The sequence below is a fragment of the Vibrio sp. 10N.222.55.A1 genome, from assembly GCF_041473835.1.
Taxonomy (GTDB): domain Bacteria; phylum Pseudomonadota; class Gammaproteobacteria; order Enterobacterales; family Vibrionaceae; genus Vibrio; species Vibrio crassostreae_C.
Map to the genome: position 1 here is coordinate 15,118 of NZ_JBFRSX010000004.1, position 22,776 is coordinate 37,893.

Below are 22,776 nucleotides of genomic sequence, written 5' to 3' on the forward strand. Positions count from 1 at the left end.
TAGGATCTAATCGAATGAAACTTAAGCTTATTTCTATCGCACTTATAGCTGTTGGCCTTACGGCTTGTGGCGGAGGAGGCGGTGGTAGCAACACAAGTGCTCCTGCTCCTCAAACGAGAACCTTACAAGGTGTCGCCATTGACGGGTATATTTCCGGGGCGACCGCGTTTCTAGATATCAATTATAATGGCGTATTAGATGAAGGTGAGCCTAGCAGTGTCACGGACGATGAGGGCAGCTATGAGCTATCTTTGACGGGCTCTAACTCAGACTGTATGGACTACGCTCCAATCGTAGTGAACGTGCCAGTAGGCGCTATTGATGCAGACAGCCCAAACACACCGATTACTGAACCTTATCAGTTAATCTTTCCGCCAGTCATGACGGTGAGTTCTGAGCAAGAAATTAAGTCGACTACGCCACTGACAACTGTTTTATGGAATCAGATCCAAGCCGACTTGTATAAAGGTGGTTTAAACAGTTGCTCTGCTTTGAAGCAAGCCGTGAACACCCAAAATAGCATTATCCAAAATGTGAAAGAGCATGACTTCCGAATTGCGAACCGATACAACATCGCAGTAGAGGACTTGTATGGTGATTTCGTTAAAGATCAAAATACTGAGCTCTACGATTTAGCGCAGAAGATGATGCCTGCCATTAAAAAGTCGTATCAAGAGACCAAAGAGATTCAAAAAGAGAACCCGACAGCCCAGCAAGCTTATGTTGACTATTACTGGCAGCATTGGGATTACTCCAAGAAGAACGAAATTAATAAGTGGTATAAAGTTAAAACAGTGATGACTGCGGATAAGCTGATTGTCATTGAACATGAAGTTTCAGCCGACCTGCAGACAGAACTGGCGTTAAGTGAACATTTTGAGCGTAATGGTCAGAAGAAAGATGGCTTAGAGTATGACAGAGCAGCTTGGTTCTCATTGAATAGTGATGGAACGGAATATTCATGTTCAGTGCAAGAGACCATCAAGCAGCAGGTTCTGCCTAACTCATTGACTACTTTTGGTGTGATTAACCGTAGCGGGTCTCAACAACCTGATTGGGACAGCTGTTCTCGTCAAGAGGTGGGTGCGGGCTTCATGCAAACCTTGTCGGCTGATGTTGTCGGTGACTACAAAGATCAGTTTACTCAGGTACAAGCGAAATTTAATTTTGAGAATAATGCACCACATCCAGAGTGGGTGAATTTGGGTGATTCATTGGGTAGCGTTTCACGCAGCGACTTTGATGCACTCAGCTATCTCTCGGTAGACTTTGATGACAATAGTTCTTATGGCTCTGATAGTTGGAACAGACATAAGTATGCGTACATTGAGAATACACCGTTTGATTACACTCAAACGATAACGTCTAAATACTCTCAAGGTAACTGGACCAAAGGTTATTATTACCAGAATGGAACAAGTCGAATGGAATGTTCAGATGATGGTGTGAATTGGTCAAAAGATACTTGTAAGTAACGCTGACGAAGTCGTTACTCAATAACTATAAATAGCTTTACGCAATAAAAAAATCCAGTGCCATCAGACACTGGATTTTTAGCTTTAGATAATATTAAAACGCGTTGTTAAGCGATCTCAATCTTCTCTGCTTGGTTCTGTTCTACCATTGACAGTGCAAGTGCTTCCGCAACCTTAATACCATCGATACCAGCAGACAGGATGCCGCCTGCGTAGCCTGCGCCTTCACCTGCAGGGAAGAAGCCCTTAAGGTTGATGCTTTGGTAGTCTTTACCACGCTTGATACATACAGGAGAAGACGTACGAGTCTCAACACCTGTTAGTAGGCCGTCTGGTGTAGAGAAACCTTTGATTTTCTTCTCGAACGCTGGGATTGCTTCACGAATCGCTTCGATAGCAAAATCAGGCAGCGCTTTTGAAATGTCTGTTAGATGGATACCCGGTGTGAAAGACGGTTGTACTTCACCGATTGCACTTGGATCGCGACCTTTCAGGAAGTCACCGATTTTCTGTGCAGGTGCATCGTAGTTTTCACCACCAAGAACATAAGCGCCACTTTCAAGTTCACGTTGTAAACGGATACCAGCCAGTGCGTCACCTGGGTAATCACGCTCTGGGTCGATACCTACAACGATCGCGCTGTTTGCGTTACGTTCTGCACGAGAGTATTGGCTCATGCCGTTCGTTACTACGCGGCCTTCTTCAGACGTTGCAGCAACCACAGTACCACCTGGGCACATACAGAAGCTGTATACAGTGCGGCCATTCTTACAGTGGTGAACCAGCTTGTAGTCCGCCGCACCTAGAATTGGGTTGCCTGCGTTTTTACCGAAGCGAGCTTCATCAATCATTGATTGCTTGTGTTCGATACGGAAACCAACAGAGAAAGGCTTCGCTTCCATGTAAACGCCACGGTCGTGTAGCATTTCGAATGTGTCACGAGCACTGTGACCAACAGCCAGTACTACGTGGCGAGATTTGATCTCTTCGCCGTTAGAAAGTGTTAGACCAGTGATTTGGCCATCTTCCATGTGAACGTCGTCTACGCGAGTGCTGAAACGGATTTCGCCACCGAGTTCAATGATAGAAGCACGCATTTTCTCGATCATGGTAACCAGTTTAAAGGTACCGATGTGCGGCTTACTTACGTATAGAATTTCTTCTGGTGCACCCGCAGCAACGAACTCTTCAATTACTTTACGGCCGTAGTGCTTTGGATCTTTAACTTGGCTGTACAGCTTACCGTCAGAGAAAGTACCTGCGCCGCCTTCACCAAACTGTACGTTTGATTCTGTGTTCAGCGTACGCTTACGCCAGAAACCAAAGGTATCTTTCGTACGCTCACGAACTTCTTTACCACGCTCAACGATGATTGGGTTGAAACCCATTTGAGCAAGCACTAGGCCAGCGAATAGACCACATGGGCCAAAACCGATAACCACAGGGCGCTCAGTTTGGTTCTCAACCGCTTTAGCAACAAACTTGTACTCCATATCAGGAGTCACTTTTACGTGCGGGTCGCTAATGAATTGTTCTAACAACTCAGCTTCGTTTTCAACGAGAACGTCAAGCGTGTAGATAAGTAAGATCTTTGATTTCTTACGAGCATCGTAGCCACGTTTAAAGATATTAAAAGAGAGTACCTGATCAGAGTTAATACCAAGTTTCGCTTCAATAGCGTCTTGAATAGCAGACTCTTCATGGTCTAGTGGGAGTTTAATTTCGGTTAAACGTATCATTTCGATGTCTCGTTTTTATAGGTGTCTTAGCTAGATCGTTTCTTAATACAGAGTTTGATGGAAACGCTTATGTTCAAAGAAGCGATAAGCTCACAATGGCGCGCATTTTACGAGAAATTGATTTATCTGTCATACTAATTTGGAAACATGGAGCAAATAGACACGATATTAGAGCCGTATGATGTTGAATTTTGCTTTGGGATGAGTATTATCCCCATTCTTCAATTTTGACTAACTTATAGAGCAGAGCATCATGGCATTTGTCGTAGGCGATAATTGTATTCAATGTAAATACACAGACTGTGTGGCAGTGTGTCCCGCAGATGCGTTCCATGAAGGCCCAAACTTCATGGTAATTAACCCGATCGAATGTATCGATTGTGGTTTATGTGTACCTGAATGTGATGCTCAAGCGATCTTCCAAGAAGATGAACTGCCTGAAGATCAAAAGATTTTCATTGAAGTGAACGCAGAACTTGCTGAGATTTGGCCTGTGCAAACAGAAGTAAAACCAGCGATGGATGATGCGGAAAAGTGGAATGGTGTGCCTGATAAGTTGGCAATGCTAGAAAAGTAATTGTTGAAAAGAACTCAAATAAAAAGGCGTACTGATTTAATCAATACGCCTTTTTTAATATCTGAACACTGTCGATTGGCTAGTTAGCTTAGAGGTCTAGCAGTGCTGACGACGCATGTTGTCGAGAATAATGCCTGTCGCCATTGCCACGTTCAAAGACTCTGCGCCACCGAATGCTGGAATCGTAATCTTATCAGTCACGTATTTAGCCGCGTGTTCACGGATGCCGTGAGACTCACTGCCCATCAATAAAATGCCGTTAGCAGTAAACTCAGTCTTATGAACACTTTCGCCTTCTAAGAAAGCACCGTAAACCGGTAGGTTCGCTTGCTCTAAGTAAGCTGGTAAGTCTGTTTGGCTTACGTGTACGCGGCCAAAGCTGCCCATAGTCGCGCTGATCGTTTTAGGGTTGTATGGGTCTGCGCAATCGCTGCTCGCAACGATATGCTTGATGCCGTACCAGTCTGCTACGCGAATAATCGTACCTAGGTTGCCAGGGTCTGAAACGCCATCAAGCGCAATCATCAGTCCTGTCGCTTCTGGTAGTTCAAACGTTGGGATCTCAACAACTGCAATCGCGGCATTGTTACTCACCAAAGTACTTGCTTTGGTTAGATCATCCAGCGAGGCTTCAACACAATCAAACTCAATCAGTGAAGCATGATTTTCAGATAAGAAATCAGCGGTAGCAAAGACGTTCTTCACGACTAAGTCACTATTGAACAGCTCAAGAACGTTCTTTTCACCTTGAACTAGAAACAGGCCGTGGGCTTTACGTTGTTTCTTTTGGCCCAAAGCACGAAGGAGTTTTAATTGGTTTTTTGAAATCATGTTTTTATCCTAGATATAAGCCCGCGCATTATAGAGCAAAGGTTAGCGAACCAAAAGCGTGATGACTCAATGCGATCTACATAAAAAGCAAAAGCAACTCACTTAAAAAAGAAAAGCGCACTAAATAGCGCGCTCTTATGGGATTTACTCACCTAAGTTAAGCTGAACTGACAGCCTAATACGGAGCAGGATAGCGTTTAAATACTGTGTTGATATCAGTCAGGATTTCTTCTGATAGCGGTTTACTGAAAGCGGCTACGTTCTCTTTTAATTGCTCCATGGTCGTTGCACCGATGATGGTGGACGTCACCCCATCAACTTGATTACACCATGCCAATGCCAGTTGGCTCGGAGTAAATCCATGAGCGTTTGCTACTTCAACATAGCCTTTAACCGCTTCGTTGGCAGATTCAGTGTCACGGAAAATGCCTTTACGTTGCATGTAAGTCCAACGGCTGCCTTCCGGTCTTGCGCCATCAATGTACTTTCCACTCAACATGCCTGCAGCTAAAGGTGACCATGGCAGGTAAGCTACATCTTCATGCACACAGTTCTCAATCAGATATGGCCAGTCTTTTGCGTGCAGTAGGCTAAATTCATTCTGAATCGAAACCATACGTGGCAAATCGTGTTTTTCACTCAGCTTGAGGTAAGTGTTAATGCCCCAAGTAGAATCATCTGAAAGCCCGACATGGCGAATTTTCCCCGCCTTAATGCAGCTTGCCAGTGCTTGTAGGATTTCCAACATCTCAGCTTCATGCTGCTTTCGGTCAATATCACTGAATCGAATGTGATTCGGGAAATGCTTACCAAAGTGAGGCGTTGTACGATTTGGCCAATGAAGTTGGTAAAGGTCGATATAGTCTGTTTGTAGGCGTTTTAATGATGCGTCAACGGCTGCGATCACCGCTTCACCCGTTATCGGGCCGCCATCTCGAACCCAAGGAAGCCCTGGCCCGGCAATTTTGCTCGCAATGATCAACTCTTGTCGACGCTGTGGGTTACGCGATAACCAGTTACCAATGATCGCTTCTGTTTTTCCGTAGGTATCTGGAGAAGGTGGAACCGCGTACATCTCTGCAGTATCGATAAAGTTAATACCTTGGCTTAATGCGTATTCGATCTGTTGGTCGGCTTGCTGCTGCGTATTTTGTAGCCCCCAAGTCATGCTGCCAAGACAGATACGGGAAACGGGAATTTGACTACTTCCTAGCTTTGAATATTCCATTGAATTCGGGGTTCCTGTGGTTAGGTTCTCTGGTACTCGCATTATAGTTTTGAAAAGAGGGCGAGTGAGGAATGAAAACGAATATGAATTATTAGCACAAAATGACACGACAAGGTATGGCATCGGGGAGTTTAGTGAGTCATTTCTCAGCGCTGCAAGCTAGTGTGTGCAATGCGTGAAAATACATTCGCGAGAAACTATGAGCCAATTGGTGATCGAGAAGTGAAGAACAACAAGCAATGAGCGAAGGTTTAATGTTCAGCTTGTTTGGGAGTGGGGGAGAGGAGAACAGATCAAAAATAAAAAAAGCTCTACCGGATAGAGCGTAGAGCTTTTTTATAGGGGTCTTAATAGTGCTAGGTATTCATTGAGTTACGAGGTCGCGTTTGTGTCTAATCCACCCTGGATCTGCGCCTGTCTTAGAGCTTCCTGCCTTTGAACTTCTTTCTCAGTTAATACTGGTCGAAGCGTTTCCTCAGAGGCTTGAGGAGAGAAAATGAAATATTTATTAATCGTCATAACTGTGTCTCCGTGTAACGTATGACAGATTCTGCATCAAGGATAAATTGTGATCATCATCCACTTTGTACTTTTGTTAGGCTGAGAGCGGAGGGCGTAGAATGCGTACAAAGCGATCTCTTATCATCCGTATGCAATGTTGAACTGACGAAACCCTCTGTTTTCAAGTATAGGAAGCGCATCTAATTTCGCACAATAATGATTTAGAGCAATTACATACATGGTCAGGGGCGTAAGATGAAAACCCTCGCTACTGACTCTGTGCTCGTATTTATTTAACGATGTATCACTTATCGAAATAATAATTAAGTCAGTAAATCAATTACTTAATCCATGGTGAGATGAATTATGGAAAAGCTTGTAGAACGTTTTCTGAATTACGTTACTTTTGATACCAAATCCGATCCTTCTAATCAGCAATGCCCAAGTTCACCGGGTCAAATTACCTTTGCTGAAGCCTTAAAGTTAGAATTGGTGGCATTAGACTTAGTTGATGTGTCTTTAGATGACAATGGATACTTGATGGCGAAACTGCCGTCGAATGTCGATTACGATGTGCCTGCGATTGGCTTTGTGGCGCACATGGATACCGCTCCTGACGCATCAGGCGCCAACGTGAAACCACAAGTGATTAAAGATTACCGAGGTGGAACGATTGAATTAGGGGAAAGTGGCGAGAGTTTGAACCCAAGCCAGTATCCAGATCTTGATTCTTTACATGGTCACGACCTGATTACGACTGACGGCACAACTCTGCTTGGTGCCGACAACAAAGCGGGCATCGCTGAAATCATCAGTGCAATTGCTTACCTGAAAGCGAATCCAGACATCAAACACGGCGACATCTGCATTGGTTTCACGCCGGATGAAGAGATTGGTCGCGGTGCGAACCTGTTTGACGTTGAAAAATTTGGCGCCGAGTGGGCGTACACCATCGATGGTGGCCCAGTAGGGGAGTTGGAATTTGAGAACTTCAATGCCACGAGCGCCGATGTTATCTGTCATGGCGTGAACGTTCACCCGGGCACCGCAAAAGATAAAATGGTGAACTCGATGAACATTGCAGCGCAATTCCAATTGATGATGCCTGCGCAAGAAACACCAGAGTGCACAGAAGGTTATGAAGGCTTCTACCACCTGAAATCGGCGGAAATGGGTGTGGCTCGCTCTGAACTGGGATACATCATCCGTGATTTTGAACGTGAGGGTGTAGAAGCGCGTAAAGCATTCATGCAGCAGAAAGTCGATGAGCTGAATGAGCGCCTTGAGAAAGGCCGTGTTGAGCTGGTGCTAACCGATAGCTACTTCAACATGAAAGAGATGGTTGAACCGCATCAACATATTATCGAATTGGCGAAGCAAGCGATGATTAAGTGCGATGTTGAGCCAATGATCAAGCCTATCCGAGGTGGTACAGACGGTGCTCGCTTATCTTTCATGGGGCTACCATGTCCGAATATCTTTACTGGCGGTTACAACTTCCACGGTATTCATGAGTTCATTACCATTCAAGGCATGGAGCAAGCGGTAAAAGTGATTGTCGAATTGTCTCAACGTACAGCAACGCATTACCAAAAATAGAACATCAGAGCGTTATATCTCTTTGTATTTTTGAGAGTATTCAATAATACTCTCTTTAAGCATAAGGGAGTACGCGATGAAAAAGTTAGTTTTACTTTGCACCCACTTAGCCGTGGGTGCTGTTGGTTTTGGGCTAGGTGTTTACGCATTGCCTATCTTGATTGAGCCTGATTCTCCTTCCTCAAGTTCTGTTGAAGCGATCAGTGAGCAGGCTATCTACACGGGCGAGTTCACTAAAGATCGACAAGACAGTGACTTCTTGCACTGGGGAGAAGGCATCGTCTCAGTATCCGAAAGTGCGATCGCTTTTGAAGGTGAATTGGCGCCGGGACCTGATTACAAGATCTACCTCTCGCCTAAGTTCATTGAAACCGAGCACGCTTTCAATGACAGCAAGAACGAGTTATTGAGAGTCGGAGATGTGAAAACATTCGACCGCTTTATGGTTGAGCTTCCCGAAGGTACTGATCTTAATCGATTTAATACGGTTGTGATTTGGTGTGAAACTTTTGGCCAATTTATTACTTCTGCCAAGATAAAATGATAGCCTTACCAATAGCTGATTTAGGCACGTAAAAAAGCGCTCTATTTTTGAGCGCTTTTTCATAGCGAAGTCTCCGCTAATCGTTGTAAAGCTCGTCGTTGTAATGCTAAGGAATAAGTAATGGAAAAAGTGTGGCAAGTAATTGATTTTCTACTCGCTCATAAGTTTATTTTTAGTGCGTTGATTATCACTATTATTTTAATCATTCGCCGAATCACCTTATCTCAAATAAGAGGTGATGTTGCTTTCCTTAGTGAAGACCAACGTAACTGGATGTCACGAACCAAAAACGGCACATTCGCGATTATTGTTGTGACGTTATTTGTGTTGTGGAAATCCGAAATCAGTGAGTTTGCACTGTCAGTTACGGCCATAGCGGTTGCTATAGTCGTCGCATCTAAAGAGATCATATTGTGCTTCACAGGTTCTATTCAGCGTGCGAGTTCTCGTTCATTTAGAATTGGTGACTGGATTGAGGTGGGTAAAATCAGCGGTGAGGTGATTGAGCACAATTTGATGGCGACTGTGATTCAAGAAATAGATTTGTATCATGGGCAATATCATTTCACTGGCAAGACTGCCACGCTACCCAATAGCATGTTCTTCACTTATCCGGTAAAGAACCTCAACTTCATGAAGCGCTATGTTTACCATAACTTTGTTGTGACGGTGAAAGACTTTGTAAACCTATACCCTATGCTGTCGGGTCTTATTGTGAAAATTGAAGAGCATTGCGAAGAGTTTATCGATGTTGCCCGCCGTTATAACGGAGTGATCGAAAAGCACGCTGGTGTTGACCTTCCTGGTTCTGAGCCTCACATCCATATCACGAGCAGTTCGACGGGTGAGCAAGAAGTACATTTTATGATCTTCTGCCCGACCGAAAAAGCGATTCATTTAGAGCAAGACATTCGCAAGGACTTTATGGAAGCGTACGCGGAGGAGTTTCCAACGAGCGCTTAATTTGCTCATCGGTCTATTGCGACTAAGCTACAGCGTCCAAACTATAAGTCCAAAAAAGAAAGCCGAGAGCGATAATATCGACTCTCGGCTTTTTTGTTCTTGCTATCTAATAGCTTAATCTAGGTCAGCGAGTGGCAGCCAATCGACTTGCACGCCAGCTTGCTCAAACATATCTTGGCTAACTTTGATTTTATCACCCCAGCGAGAAAGGAAATCTTCACTTTGCTCTGGGCAATGTACTGCTGAAATTCCTGTTTGAATGATTTTTGCTGCACAGTTCGGACAAGGGAAGTGGGTTACCCATATTTCACAACTGTCCAAATCACGCTTAGCGAATAGAATCGCATTTTCTTCAGCGTGAAGTGTCTTTAGGTACTTCATCTCTCTGTCATCAGTATCCGCACTATCAGACACGCCATGTGGGTAGCCATTAAAGCCAACGGAAACAATACGGTTGTGCTTAGTGATTACGGCGCCGACTTGAGTTGAAGGATCTTTACTCCAAGAACCGACCAATTCCGCCATTTGATAGAAACGTTTAGCCCATTTTGAAATCATGAGAATTCCTTAACAATTAAATGTGAATGCTTATCTGTCTGACAATACATTATGTTAGACAATATCCATAGAGAACAAAAGCTGAGAGATTGATTTACTTAGGAATTGTAGCGTGTTTGTAATCACTTTATAAGCACTTGGTTTCAATTAACATATTGATACACTTTGGCCAGTTATAATTGATATTCCTCGGACAATGGTAACAGAGGTGTTACGTAAATTTTATGCTGTTCAAATACTAATAAGTGACGGTATAACCATGCGTAAAAAGTTGATCCTTACTGCTCTTGCAAGCTCTCTTATTCTTGCTGGGTGTGGGCAAGATGCTCAAAATGCCAAGCAAGCACCTTTACCTCTCGTAGCTGTACAGGATGTTAGCGTTGTTTCTCACCAGCAAAGTAAGTCGTATATCGGTCGTATAGAAGCCGTTGAAGACACGGCTATTACAGCGCAGGTTTCTGGCTACCTACAAAGCCGTCATTTTAATGAAGGCCAAATGGTTGAAAAGGGTCAATTGCTTTATTCGATTGAACCTTCTTCGTTTGAAGCCGAAGTAGCAAGCGCAAAAGCGTCTGTTGCTCAAGCGAACGCGAACCTTAAAAAAGCTGAGCTTGATTTTAATCGTGGTAAAAATCTACTTCCGAAAGGCAGTATCTCTCAATCTGAATTTGATGCATTAACCGCAAACTTGTTAGGCTCTCAAGCACAGCTTGAAGCCAGCCAAGCTCAGTTAAACGCCGCGAATGTCCAACTTTCTCATACCAAAATTATCGCGCCTTTCTCTGGAAGAATCAGTGACACTAAAGTAAGTAAAGGTGATCTGGTTTCACCGTCTTCAGGTGTATTGACGACTTTGGTTAGCCTAGATCCAATTCATGCATCGTTCAGCATTAGTGAGCGTGAGCGTATTGAGCTGGGTATGGACCGTATTGAAGGTGACGGCAGCAGCGACTCTGCAGGTGTTGAAGTTCAGATTATGCTTGAGAATGGTGAAGCGTTCGAACATCTAGGTCAGCTTGACTTCTTGGGCAACCGTATCAACCTTAATACTGGTACGATCGCGATGCGTGCGATTGCTGATAACCCGAATCAGCAACTACTTCCAGGCCAACACGTTCGCGTTGATCTACGTGAAAAACAACCTATTGATGTTGTGACTATTCCTCGTCGTGCAGTGCAAACCGACCTCGAAGGCGACTTCGTGATGGTATTAGTTGAAGGAGAAGCCGAACCCGTTGCTGAGCGCAGAAACATCGAGATGGGTCGTCAGGTTGAAGGTGGTGTGATTGTTCATTCCGGTCTGGAGAAGAATGACACAGTGATCACTCAAGGCTTACAGCGTGTCCGTAATGGTATGTCCGTTCGCATTCAACCTTCTGCTGAACAAGCTGAGTAAGGGGGCTATTTATGTTGAGTCGTTTCTTTATTCAAAGGCCTAAGTTTGCCCTTGTTATATCCATCATATTAACGCTGGCGGGTGCGATTTCTCTCGCTATCTTGCCGGTGGCTGAATATCCAAAAATTAGCCCACCGTCGGTCAGTGTGTCTGCATTCTATACGGGCGCAAGTGCTGAAGTGGTGGAGCAGGCGATAGCCGACCCCATAGAAACGTCGGTTAACGGCGTAGAAGATATGATCTACATGTCCTCTAAAAGTGCTAACGATGGTTCATACAACCTTAACGTGACCTTTGATGTCGGTACTGATGCTGATATGGCTCAGGTCAACGTGCAGAACCGTGTTGCTCAGATCGAATCGAAACTTCCACAAGAAGTAAGAATGGTGGGTGTCACCGTTAAAAAGCGTTCACCAGACCTTTTGATGGTATTGAACTTCTATTCGCCAAACGGTGAGTACGACGATCAATTCTTGATCAACTACCTTAACCTAAACATTAAAGACCAACTGGCTCGTGTGAAGGGCATCAGTGAAGTTAACGTGTTGGGTGGTGGTGAATACGCGATGCGTGTTTGGTTAGATCCTGAGAAAATGGCTAACCTCAATATCACCACTTCAGACGTGAATCGCGCGTTGGCAGAGCAGAACGTTCAAGTTGCTGCAGGCCGTATTGGTGCTGCACCTTATAACAACGCACAAGAAGTGCAGTTCAACTTGGTAACAAAAGGTCGATTAGAAACAGCTGATGAGTTTGAAAATGTTGTTCTTCGTGCAACTCAAGACGGTTCAACGGTTTACTTAAAAGACATTGCACGTGTTGAGCTTGGTAAAAAGTTCTACGACGGTAATGGTAAATACCGTGGTCAAGATGCGTCGATCGTAACGCTGTCACTTCAATCAGACGCTAACGCGCTGGAAAGTGGCAAAGCTGTGATGGCGATGCTGGAAAACTTAAGCAAGAACTTCCCAGAAGGCGTGGCGTATGAAGCAAGTTACGACACTACACTGTTTGTTGCTGAGTCGATCAAAGGGGTAGTAAAGACCTTAATCGAAGCCATCTTGCTGGTTATTGCGGTAACGTACCTGTTCTTGGGTAGTGCGCGTGCAACCTTGATTCCTGTAGTTGCGATTCCGGTATCTTTGATTGGTACGTTTGCCATCATGCAGATGACGGGTTTCACCATCAACACGGTAACCCTGTTTGGTTTGATACTAGCGATTGGTATCGTAGTAGATGATGCGATCTTGGTTATCGAGAACGTTGATACCACAATGGCTAAAGACCCAACCATTTCACCGCGTAAAGCCACGCTTATTGCGATGAAAGAAGTAACGGGGCCGATCATTACGTCGACCTTGGTTCTACTTGCGGTATTCATCCCTGTTGCAATGCTTCCTGGTATTACTGGCATCATGTACCGTCAGTTCGCTCTGACTATCTGTATCGCGGTTGTTATCTCTTCAATTAACGCATTAACGCTATCACCTGCATTGTGTTCACTGGTTCTTAAGCAGGGTGGTGGTAACACGGCGCGTTGGTACCAAGCATTTAACCGTGGTCTAGAGTCTGTTACTAACAAATACGGTCAAGTGGCTGGCTTCTTAGTTAAGAAAGGCGTTCTGCTGTTCACTTTCTTCTTTGTGGCTTTGGCGGCTGTGACTTATTTTGCGAAGACAACGTCTACGGCGTTTGTACCTCAAGAAGATAAAGGCATTTTGCTGGTTAACGTTCAGCTTCCTGACGCGGCATCCTTGTCTCGAACCGAAGAAGTGACTAAGCAGCTGCTTGAAATGGTTGAACAAGAGCCGGGTGTTGATGGCGTAACACTGGTTAACGGCTACGCATTTATGACGGGCGCTTCTGCGTCGAATGGTGCGTCAATGTTCATCAAGCTTCACGATTGGGACATGCGTAATGCACTGGATGGTCAACACTCTGCTCAGGCTATCTCACAGCGTATTAATGGTCGTGCTGCGACTGAACTTCCTCAAGCTGTCGTGTTTGCGATGGGGCCTCCAGCAGTACCGGGTATGGGTGCAGCGTCTGGTTTTGAATTCGTTCTTGAAGATACATTAGGTCGTAGCCGAACTGATCTAGCGATGGTGATGAATGACGTGATAGCTGAGGCGAGCAAACAGCCTGAGATTTCACACACATTCAGTACTTTCCGTGCGAACGTACCTCACTACTATGTCGATATTGACCGTGAGAAAGCGCAGCAATTAGGTATTCCGTTGTCGGAAATTTTCCAAACACTACAAGGTAACCTTGGTTCGTTGTACGTGAACGACTTCACCATGTTTGGTAAGAACTTCCGCGTAACCATGCAAGCTGACAGTGAACACCGTAGCAGCATGGACGACCTACAACGATTCCACGTTCGTTCGTCTAATGGCGAGATGATCCCGTTAAGCACATTGGTGACTTACGATCAGATCTTCGAACCAGATGTAGCATGGCGTTACAACATGTACCGCAGTGCCGTGATTCAAGGTCAACCTGCAGAAGGTTACTCAAGTGGTGATGCGATTGCGGCAATGGAACGCGTAGCTGCAGAAGTATTGCCTCAGGGGTATCAGTACGAATGGACAGGCATGGCTTACCAAGAAGTACTAGCAGGTAACCAAGCGATCTTTGCTTTCGCACTGGCTCTGATCTTCATCTACCTGTTTATGGTGGCTCAATACGAGAGTTGGACAATTCCGATTGCGATTATCCTCGTGGTACCTGTCGCAACCTTAGGCTCCTTCTTGGCATTGAATCTAACGGGCACTCCGCTGAACCTTTATGCACAAATAGGTTTGGTTCTCTTGATAGCCTTGGCCGCGAAGAACGCAATCTTGATTGTGGAATTCGCAAAGGTAGAGCGTGAAGAGAAAGACGCACCGATTGAAGATGCAGCGGTGAAGGGCGGTACACTGCGTTTCCGTGCTGTGAACATGACGTCTTGGTCGTTCATCTTAGGTATCTTCCCGCTTATCTTCGCTGCGGGCGCAGGTCACGTGAGTCAGAACTCTCTGGGTATTTCACTGATCGGCGGCCTGTTATGTGTATTACTGGCGGGTACGTTCCTAATCCCTGGCTTCTACGCATTCGTGCAACGTAAGCGTGAGAAAGCACACGGTGGTAATACCAAGCTGGTTCCGCTTGATGACGAATAGGGGATTGAGTGTCTTGTAAGATTCGTCTCTTACAAGACCAACCCTCGGAAAACTAATTCCTTGTAAAAACTAAGGTTTAGCATTGCGCTAAGCCTTTTTTTATTCCACTTATGAATAAAAACGCCTTTTATATAAACAAATGTTTGTCATGTGATAGAGCTAACACTCTAATTTGGGTTTTGTAATAAAATGATGTTTTATTGGTAAGTATATGTTTAATATGATTTTAACAAGGTTCAGCTAACGGTTGTATGCTCGAAAACATTTGCACAATAGTGTGAAGTGTTTCAAAATTACGAAGTTATATTGAAATTTTTTGTGCATTGAGGTTCTTATGAAAGTCATTGATTTATTTAAACACCGAGGCGATAGCATGTCTTCGCAACACTCAGAGTTTATGCAATGGATGTCTCCAGCTCTTAGAGATTACTGGGGCGACTTTCTTAATCGTACGCAAAATAGCCATTTCTTTGCGTGGGTTCGTGATCACCACAAACCTGCTGTCAATGAAGATGCACCAGAGATGCCGGTGGAACAGCCGATCGTACTTAAGCCTGAAGCACAACTTGTGTTTGATGAGCTTAATCAGCAGATCGGTGAAGTCATCCATACTGGCGACTGGATCAATGTAAGTCAAGACCGTATTAACCAGTTCGGCCTTGTTACTGAAGATATGCAGTGGATTCACACTGAACCTGAAAAAGCGGAAACAGACTCTCCGTTCAAAACAACCATCGCACATGGTTTTTTAACTTTATCTCTGCTTCCTCGATTGACTGACAGTGTTGACCCTGACAAGTCTCAATTCCCAACAGCGAAGATGGTCGTAAACATTGGTCTTAACCAAGTACGTTTCCCATACCCTGTAAAATCGGGCAGTAACGTTCGTGCTAAAAGTACGCTAACAAAAGTAACGCCAATTAAGAAAGGCCTAGAGATTGAACGCGAAATCCGCGTAGAAATCGAAGGTATTCGTCGTCCTGGCGCTGTGATCGTTTCAGTGATTCAACTTCACTTCTAAACGAACCATATAGATTCCAAAAAAAGAGAGAGCTTAATGCTCTCTCTTTTTTTTCATAAGATAAAACTCACTCACTTATTTAATGCGAGTGTAGCCGTACTCTTCGATAAGGTCTTGCCCTTGCTTTGACTTCACGAACTTGATGAAGTCTTTGCTCTCGTCAGAAACTGAGTCTGTCTTGTGCAGCAACAAGAATGGGCGAGCCAATTCATAGCTGTGGTTAGCAATGTTCTTAGATGTTGGCTCTACGCCTTCAAATGTAATTGCTTTAATCGAACGGTCGATTGAACCAACAGAGATAAAACCAATCGCGTGTGGGTTATGGTTAACAATCGTTTTAACCATGCTGTTGCTGTTTACAACCAAGTTATTTGGGTTGATGTCAGACACTAGACGGTCATTAATGATCTTCGTTAAACCAAGCAAGCTTTCGAAGCTATAGCGTGAGCCAGAAGACGCTTCGCGAGTGACAACTGCGATAGGCTGATCTGCGCCACCCACAGCTTTCCAGTTCGTGATTTTGCCTTTGTAGATATCGAACAGCTGCTCACGTGTAACGTTGCTTACAGCGTTTGAGCGGTTAGTTACTACAGCTAGGCCGTCAAAGGCAATTGGAAATACCTTCAACTTCTCGTCTTGTTCGCGGTCGGTTAAATAACGCGAGCTCATACCGATGTCAGAGACACCTTTATTAACCATGGTAATACCTGCTGTAGAACCAATGCCCTGAACCGCAATATAGTTATCAGGGTGAGTCTTGTTGTACTCCTCAGCTAATACATCCATCACTCGTGATACTGAAGTGGAGCCCGAAATAGTGGTTTCTTGTGCTAAAGCAGCATGAGAAGACAGGGCTAAGGATAAAAGAGAGGCAAGCGCGACTCGTAACATAAACAACTCCTAGTTAATAACATTTGTCGCATATGATAGGTCGGTTATATGACACTTTTGTGAAATTCCATACTCTCGATGTATAGCTGTTCGCTTGATGAGTCGTAGCTTTCTGGGTTTCCGAAAGCAAGATTCGTTTCTGGGAGCAGGGCCGGTATTTTGATTACGCTTGTTCGCTAAAATGTTTGTTGAGTCCTAAGCTAAGTAGAGGAATTCACTACTTAGAAGTTTCTATGAAGTTACAAGGGGTGTTATGTCCGTCATTCATATCGAGCTGAATCGTCTTTTAATTGGGGCCGAGAGGCTCTGTACATCTCGAAATCGAAGTTTACCTGTCGAGCTAGGCAAATCCCTATATGAAGAGTGTGAGGGTGGTGTGCTGTTTTCTCAGGCGCATTATCTACTCGACTCATCTCACAGTGATTATACAAACGAGATCGTCTGCGTGACTTTTGATGAGTCGCTGTCTTGTTGGTTAGTGATGGTGCCGCTTGAAGGGGATGTCGAAACCGACTCTGTGAATTGGGGGCCGTATCCGTACCTTCCTAAATCGAAGGATCTTGATGCTATTTTGGCGGAAATAGAAAAAGACCCTAAATCGTACTTCTGGTCATAGTCACTCTGTTTTCACGTTTGCTGGTGGCCTGCTCGCAAAGCTGAATCAATGAGTATCAAAACTCAACCACTGAATCCCAAAGCCAAATCATCTCATCCCACACCCAAGTGGCTTAATATTGAAGCCACTTGGTTTACACCAGTTCCCAACTAAGACGTCCACATCAATCTATCGCTTTGTTTCTTTAAACTTGCGGCTTTACGCTCTGCAGTTGTGCTTGTGCCACTAGCGATCGGAAGTCTTTTGGTGTTTTTCCGTGATACGTTTTAAAGGCCGTGCTGAAGTGAGCGGCACTTTTAAAGCCTGACTCATACGCGATTTGAGTGATCGACTTATCCGATGCTCTTAGCTGAGTGGCTGCATGAGCAATACGTTTTATCTTTAATAAGTTTGAGAACGACAGATCTTCAGCCGATAAGCGACGTTTAAGCGTAGCCGGTGACATTCCCATGTAACTGGCGAGCGTATCCAAAGAGATATTGTTTTCAATGTTTTGCTCGATGTAATGAATGACTCTTTGGGTCACGGTTAACCTTGAAGCTCGAGCAATAATAGCCAATAGAGCTGGGTACTGTTCCACCATCAAAGACAGCAAACTTAAGCCTAATTGAGTGAGTGCGTAGTCATTCTGAGAAGAAGAGTTGGCCAGTGACATGATGAGATCTTTCAACTGACAGAGCTCAGTATCCGTTTGATTGAACTTAATGTACTTGTCTGGGATTCGAGCGGACTCTAAATCGCTGAACTGATTAATGAACTTTTGAAAGATAGCCAAATCAAAATCTAAGCAGGTTGCGCTGAATTCGCCATTTTCAGTGTTAACCGTGATGTCTTTAATCTGACCAGAATTGTAAAGGGTGAAATCTCCCGCTTGCAACGAGGCTTGAGTACCATTGGGCAACACAAAAGAAATGCTGCCTTTCGACACTATAAAGATACCGTTTTTAGAGGCAGGATAACGTTCTCGTCTCCTGGGAATGAAGTTTCTGAACTGAGTAACTGTGATTGATGACATAGTGAGCTTCTTTGACGTTGTAAATTGATTGCTTATTGATTGTTTTTTTTAAGTATTGTTTAAGCATGAGACATTTACAAAAAAGGCGCTAATAATTAGCGCCTTTAGAAGTGAACCTTTGAAGCTTTTGACCTTGATAGCTTTGACCTTGAAAGCCGAAACCTTGAAAGCTGTAGCTGTTAACGCCTTTAAGCTTCGGTTTCGTTTGTCGTTTCAGGCTCGCTAGGCAAGTCCGCAAATACTTGAGTAGGTTTTGCTACTAAGTTACGGTTTTCCTGATTAACTTCAGAGAGAACTACTTCTAAAACGTCTCCCAGTTTGTATACCATTTCTTTATCGATAGATACAGTACCCATATCACCGTTGCACTCTATTCTTTCTTTATTATTAAGAATGAGAGATCCAGGGATAAATGCAGCAGCACCATTTTCAAGTAAACGTACACGCATACCTGCACGGTTAATATCGAAAATCTCAGCTTGGAAACGAGTTTCTTCTGCTGGAGCATTGGCTAGAGTGCGAGCATACAACCAATCGCCAACATTACGCTCAGCCATGCCGTGGTGACGGCGGTGCAGGGCAAGTTCATCACCGATAGTTTCATCTGGTGTTTGAATTGGCGCTTTACCTAAGATGTGTGCTTTAAGCATACGGTGGTTAATCATGTCGCCATATTTACGAATTGGAGAAGTCCAAGTTGCGTAAATATCTAATCCCATCGCGTAGTGCGGTGCAGGCTCATTGCTGATCTCGCTATACGCTTGGAATTTACGAATACGGTTGTCGTAGTAGCTGTTATCTAAAGAACCTAACCAACGACGTAGAGTAGCAAAACCTTCTAGAGAAATGATTTGCTCTTCAGTGAACGGCGTTTCCGCTTGCGGGTTTACCAGTTCAAGAACGTCGGAGATTTTCTCAGCCTTGAAACCAGAATGGCAGTTAAACACACCTTGGTTGAAGCTCTCTTTTAGTACTCGGCCCGCACAGATGTTCGCGCTGATCATTGATTCTTCAACCAGCTTGTTTGCGCTACGACGCATGTCAGCGTGGATAGCGACAACATCGTTATCTTCGCTCAGTTCAAAGCGGTAGTCAGGGCGATCTGGGAACACAACAGCGTTTGCTGAGCGCCATGCTGAACGTGCTTGAGCAAATTGGTGAAGATCAGAAACAATTGCAGCAATCTCTTCTGATGGTTGCCATTTCTCTGATGCACCTGTTTCTAGCCAGTCTGATACGTTGTCGTAAGCAAGACGAGCATGAGATTTGATGTTTGCAGCGAAGAAGTTAATGTCATCACCGATAACGCCATCTTTAGATACCGTTACTGTGCAGCAAAGTGCAGGACGAACTTCGTTCTCGATCAGTGAACATAGGTTGTCAGCAAGATCACGAGGCAACATTGGGATGTTGCGACCAGGAAGGTAGATAGTGAAACCGCGCTCGCGTGCCACTTTATCCATCGCATCATCTGGAGAGATGTAAGCCGTTGGATCAGCAATTGCGATAGTCAGTTCAAAATCACCGTTCTCTTTCTTCTTCGCGTAAAGCGCGTCATCCATATCTTTTGTGCTTTCGCCATCGATAGTCACAAAAGGGACGTGCGTCATGTCTACACGTTCAAGATCGGCGTCATCGTTGATTAGCCAGTTGTCGATGCCTTCAGGCTCGCTGTTTGGTAGATCGTTTTGTGCCAGCGTTACCCACCAAGGTGCAATCTTGTCGTCAGCGTCTGTGATTTTCTCAGAGATCTGAGCCAAGAAACCATTGTCACCTTTTAATGGGTGTTGAACGATATGAGCAACAACCCAGTCACCTTCTTTAAGCGTTTCAGGGTTTAGACCCTTCATTGCTTTCGCTTTAAGTTGCAGTTTTTTGAGCTGCGGGTGATCAGGAACAACGTTCAATCGGCCTTTGAAAAGCTTAACTCGTGCAATAAAGCGAGTAAGACCTTGTTCAACCAATTCCTCAGGCTCTGCTACTTCGCGCTCTTTCTCTGTGCGAATGATGGCAATCACCTTGTCACCGTGCACACATTTCTTCATGTACGGAGGCGGGATAAAGAAGCTTGTTTTGCTATCAACTTCGAGAAAACCAAAACCTTTTTCAGTGGCTTTGATGGTACCTTCCTTTTTAGGGAGGGTTTCTTGGATTTGCTGCTTGAGCTGAGCGAGTAGAGGATTATCTTGAAACATTTTGACTTTTATCTATCGAGGACAATTGAGCACACTATAATCATTGCGAGGCTTGATTACTACTTAAAGGCGAAGTGAGCGTTAATTAATTGCCCTCTTATTTAACTAGGTCAATTTGCTAGGAGATGGGTGCTGTGACGAGATATTCATCAAGTTTTGACGATATGATAACCAGTATTGATGTAAAAGCGAAAAATATGTGATGTATTTCAATTTTTTCTGGATTTTTTTATGCATTTAGGGAATAATCCGCCTCCCTTAGACGTCCCTAATGGCTTGAAGTGTTTTATTACTGCTTCGTAACTCTGAATGGAATCAGTATCTGATTGGATCAGTATTGGAATTGATAGAGCTCCCGGGACCTTTTGTTTACTTATATATAGTGGGATCCCAATGTCCGAATCTGTAATTCAATTTAATGAATTAGCCCTAAACGATAACATTCTTTCAGCTCTTGATAGCATGGGTTTCGTTTCTCCGACTCCAATCCAAGCAGCAGCTATTCCTCTTCTTCTTGAAGGCCGTGACGCACTAGGTAAAGCACAGACTGGTACTGGTAAAACAGCAGCATTCTCTCTGCCTTTACTTAACAAAATCAACCTGAACCAACACAAACCACAAGCAATCATCATGGCTCCTACTCGTGAGCTAGCGATTCAAGTTGCTGCGGAAATCAAAAACCTTGGCCGTGATATCAAAGGTCTTAAAGTTATTGAAATCTACGGTGGTGCTTCAATTGTTGACCAAATGCGTGCTCTAAGCCGCGGTGCTCACATTGTTGTTGGTACTCCAGGTCGTGTTAAAGACTTACTAACTCGTGACCGTCTACACCTAGATGAAGCACACACATTTGTTCTTGATGAAGCAGATGAAATGCTGAAAATGGGCTTCGTAGATGACGTTACTTGGATCCTAGAGCAAGCTCCAGAATCTGCACAACGTGTACTTTTCTCTGCAACTATGCCTCCAATGGTTAAGACTATTGTTGACCGTTACCTACGTAACCCGGCTAAAGTTGACGTTGCTGGTACTAACCACACAGTTGATAAAGTAGCGCAGAACTTCTGGGTTGTTAAAGGCGTAGAAAAAGACGAAGCAATGTCTCGTCTTCTAGAAACTGAAGAAACTGACGCGTCAATCGTATTCGTACGTACTCGTCAAGACACTGAGCGTCTAGCTGATTGGCTATCTGCACGTGGCTTCAAAGCTGCTGCACTGCACGGTGATATTCCTCAGTCTCTACGTGAGCGTACTGTTGATCACATCAAACAAGGTGTTATCGACATCCTAGTTGCAACTGACGTTGTAGCTCGTGGTCTTGATGTTCCACGTATCACTCACGTATTCAACTACGACATCCCATTCGATGTTGAATCTTACATCCACCGTATTGGTCGTACTGGCCGTGCTGGACGTAAAGGTAAAGCGATCCTACTAGTTCGCACTAACCAAATTCGCATGCTTCGCACAATCGAGCGTGTAACTAAGTCTCAAATGGAAGAAATCCAACTTCCTCTACGTGACCAAGTTGCTGCTGCACGTGTTGCTAAGCTTGGCGCTGAACTTGAAACTGAGAAAGAAAGCAAAGCACTAGAAAACTTTGCAGGTCTTATCTCTACTCTTCAAGAGTCTCTAGAAGTTGATGCTGCTACTCTAGCTGCAATGCTTCTTAAGCGTCAGCAAGGTAAGAGCCCACTATTCTACGTTGGCGAAGACCCAATGATCGCTGCTATTGAGCGTGATAAGAACCGTCGCAAAGAGCGTCGTGAAGATCGTGACAACGGCCGTGACGGTGGTGGTCGCAACTTCAATACTCAAGATTGGGATACTTACCAACTACAAGTTGGCCGTGAGCAAGGCGTTCAGGTTAAAGACATCGTTGGCGCACTAGCAAACGAACTTGGCCTAACTAAAGGTTCTATCGGTGCTATCAAGCTAGACCAAGGTTCTACTTACGTTCAACTGCCAAAAGCAATGAACTCTGAAACTGCTGGTAAGCTAAGCAAACTTCGCATTCGTCAAAAAGAAGCTGGCGCTGTAGTTGTTGATTTCAATGACTTCCGTGAGCCTCGTCGTGGCGGCGGCGGTCGTGATGGCAACCGTGGTGGCAACCGTGGCGGTCGTGATGGTGGCGGCTACCGTGGTAACCGTGAAGGCGGCAACCGCGAAGGTGGTAACCGTGAAGGCGGTCGTGGTGGATACCGTGGCAACCGTGATGGTGCTCGCGATGGTAACTCTGCTGGCGGACGTGATGGCGAACGTCGTTTCGACCGTAACCGTGGTGGCGATCACCGTGGTAACTTCCGTGGCGAACGTGGCCATGGTAACGGCAATGGCGGTGGTAACCGTGGTCGTCGTCCAGAGCGCAACGAAGGTTAATCAACCTGTCGCTTAGACGCTTTAGGTCTAGACACTGAATTTAAAAGCCGAGCGTAATGCTCGGCTTTTTTGTGCCTGCTATTT

The 22,776-nt window shown here is 44.7% G+C and carries 18 protein-coding genes; 10 read left to right on the forward strand and 8 right to left on the reverse strand.

Going from position 1 to position 22,776, the window contains the following annotated elements; all coding sequences use genetic code 11:
* Positions 1 to 14: 14 nt before the first annotated feature.
* Positions 15 to 1,475 carry a hypothetical protein gene (locus tag AB4493_RS00550; protein ID WP_372154359.1) on the forward strand — a complete coding sequence of 487 codons (1,461 nt, stop codon included), beginning with the start codon at positions 15 to 17 and terminating at the stop codon, positions 1,473 to 1,475.
* Between the two features lie 107 nt (positions 1,476 to 1,582).
* Here the strand turns inward: AB4493_RS00550 and AB4493_RS00555 are convergent, their stop codons facing one another.
* Positions 1,583 to 3,214: an NAD(P)/FAD-dependent oxidoreductase gene (locus AB4493_RS00555; protein WP_372154360.1), complete on the reverse strand. Its 1,632-nt coding sequence runs from the start codon at positions 3,212 to 3,214 to the stop codon at positions 1,583 to 1,585.
* Between the two features lie 253 nt (positions 3,215 to 3,467).
* On the opposite strand from AB4493_RS00555, the gene fdxA reads away from it, so the two are divergent.
* The gene (fdxA, locus tag AB4493_RS00560; RefSeq protein WP_004737806.1) at positions 3,468 to 3,791 is read left to right on the forward strand and encodes a ferredoxin FdxA; all 324 of its coding nucleotides are present in this window, start codon (positions 3,468 to 3,470) and stop codon (positions 3,789 to 3,791) included.
* Positions 3,792 to 3,887: 96 nt separating this feature from the next.
* Here fdxA and AB4493_RS00565 read toward each other — a convergent pair whose 3' ends face one another.
* The 3 genes from AB4493_RS00565 to AB4493_RS00575 form a co-directional block, all read right to left on the reverse strand.
* The gene (locus AB4493_RS00565; protein ID WP_102320729.1) at positions 3,888 to 4,622 is read right to left on the reverse strand and encodes an RNA methyltransferase; all 735 of its coding nucleotides are present in this window, start codon (positions 4,620 to 4,622) and stop codon (positions 3,888 to 3,890) included.
* Positions 4,623 to 4,797: 175 nt separating this feature from the next.
* Entirely contained in the window at positions 4,798 to 5,850 is a 1,053-nt protein-coding gene (locus AB4493_RS00570) for an aldo/keto reductase (protein ID WP_032545660.1), read from the reverse strand.
* A gap of 372 nt (positions 5,851 to 6,222) precedes the next feature.
* Positions 6,223 to 6,369 (reverse strand): hypothetical protein, encoded by a 147-nt coding sequence (locus AB4493_RS00575; RefSeq protein WP_017059486.1) that lies wholly within the window; start codon positions 6,367 to 6,369, stop codon positions 6,223 to 6,225.
* Positions 6,370 to 6,717: 348 nt separating this feature from the next.
* Here AB4493_RS00575 and pepT point away from each other — a divergent pair, with 348 nt between their 5' ends.
* The 3 genes from pepT to AB4493_RS00590 all read left to right on the forward strand — a co-directional run bounded on the left by pepT (position 6,718) and on the right by AB4493_RS00590 (position 9,457).
* Positions 6,718 to 7,950, forward strand: a complete 1,233-nt coding sequence (gene pepT, locus AB4493_RS00580) for a peptidase T (protein ID WP_372154361.1) — start codon at positions 6,718 to 6,720, stop codon at positions 7,948 to 7,950.
* Between the two features lie 76 nt (positions 7,951 to 8,026).
* Positions 8,027 to 8,494, forward strand: a complete 468-nt coding sequence (locus AB4493_RS00585; protein ID WP_372154362.1) for a DM13 domain-containing protein — start codon at positions 8,027 to 8,029, stop codon at positions 8,492 to 8,494.
* Positions 8,495 to 8,614: 120 nt separating this feature from the next.
* The gene (locus AB4493_RS00590; RefSeq protein ID WP_372154363.1) at positions 8,615 to 9,457 is read left to right on the forward strand and encodes a mechanosensitive ion channel family protein; all 843 of its coding nucleotides are present in this window, start codon (positions 8,615 to 8,617) and stop codon (positions 9,455 to 9,457) included.
* Positions 9,458 to 9,571: 114 nt separating this feature from the next.
* On the opposite strand, the gene AB4493_RS00595 is transcribed toward AB4493_RS00590, so the two are convergent.
* The gene (locus AB4493_RS00595; RefSeq protein WP_004737813.1) at positions 9,572 to 10,015 is read right to left on the reverse strand and encodes a dCMP deaminase family protein; all 444 of its coding nucleotides are present in this window, start codon (positions 10,013 to 10,015) and stop codon (positions 9,572 to 9,574) included.
* Between the two features lie 259 nt (positions 10,016 to 10,274).
* Between AB4493_RS00595 and AB4493_RS00600 the strand changes: the two genes are divergently transcribed.
* From AB4493_RS00600 to AB4493_RS00610, 3 genes are all read left to right on the forward strand, one after another.
* Positions 10,275 to 11,411 carry an efflux RND transporter periplasmic adaptor subunit gene (locus AB4493_RS00600; RefSeq protein ID WP_372154364.1) on the forward strand — a complete coding sequence of 379 codons (1,137 nt, stop codon included), beginning with the start codon at positions 10,275 to 10,277 and terminating at the stop codon, positions 11,409 to 11,411.
* An 11-nt stretch (positions 11,412 to 11,422) separates the two neighbouring features.
* Positions 11,423 to 14,575, forward strand: a complete 3,153-nt coding sequence (locus tag AB4493_RS00605; protein WP_372154365.1) for an efflux RND transporter permease subunit — start codon at positions 11,423 to 11,425, stop codon at positions 14,573 to 14,575.
* Between the two features lie 334 nt (positions 14,576 to 14,909).
* The gene (locus tag AB4493_RS00610) at positions 14,910 to 15,596 is read left to right on the forward strand and encodes a MaoC family dehydratase (RefSeq protein WP_017059493.1); all 687 of its coding nucleotides are present in this window, start codon (positions 14,910 to 14,912) and stop codon (positions 15,594 to 15,596) included.
* Positions 15,597 to 15,671: 75 nt separating this feature from the next.
* On the opposite strand, the gene AB4493_RS00615 is transcribed toward AB4493_RS00610, so the two are convergent.
* Entirely contained in the window at positions 15,672 to 16,487 is an 816-nt protein-coding gene (locus AB4493_RS00615) for a phosphate ABC transporter substrate-binding protein (protein ID WP_017064361.1), read from the reverse strand.
* Positions 16,488 to 16,740: 253 nt separating this feature from the next.
* On the opposite strand from AB4493_RS00615, the gene AB4493_RS00620 reads away from it, so the two are divergent.
* Positions 16,741 to 17,103 (forward strand): DUF3024 domain-containing protein, encoded by a 363-nt coding sequence (locus AB4493_RS00620; RefSeq protein WP_017059495.1) that lies wholly within the window; start codon positions 16,741 to 16,743, stop codon positions 17,101 to 17,103.
* 184 nt (positions 17,104 to 17,287) lie between these two features.
* On the opposite strand, the gene AB4493_RS00625 is transcribed toward AB4493_RS00620, so the two are convergent.
* Together AB4493_RS00625 and rnb are read right to left on the reverse strand one after the other, a co-directional pair.
* Positions 17,288 to 18,118, reverse strand: a complete 831-nt coding sequence (locus AB4493_RS00625) for an AraC family transcriptional regulator (RefSeq protein WP_017059496.1) — start codon at positions 18,116 to 18,118, stop codon at positions 17,288 to 17,290.
* A 188-nt stretch (positions 18,119 to 18,306) separates the two neighbouring features.
* The gene (rnb, locus tag AB4493_RS00630; RefSeq protein WP_017059497.1) at positions 18,307 to 20,313 is read right to left on the reverse strand and encodes an exoribonuclease II; all 2,007 of its coding nucleotides are present in this window, start codon (positions 20,311 to 20,313) and stop codon (positions 18,307 to 18,309) included.
* Positions 20,314 to 20,622: 309 nt separating this feature from the next.
* On the opposite strand from rnb, the gene AB4493_RS00635 reads away from it, so the two are divergent.
* Positions 20,623 to 22,692 carry a DEAD/DEAH box helicase gene (locus AB4493_RS00635; protein ID WP_080582207.1) on the forward strand — a complete coding sequence of 690 codons (2,070 nt, stop codon included), beginning with the start codon at positions 20,623 to 20,625 and terminating at the stop codon, positions 22,690 to 22,692.
* The last annotated feature ends 84 nt before the right edge of the window (positions 22,693 to 22,776 follow it).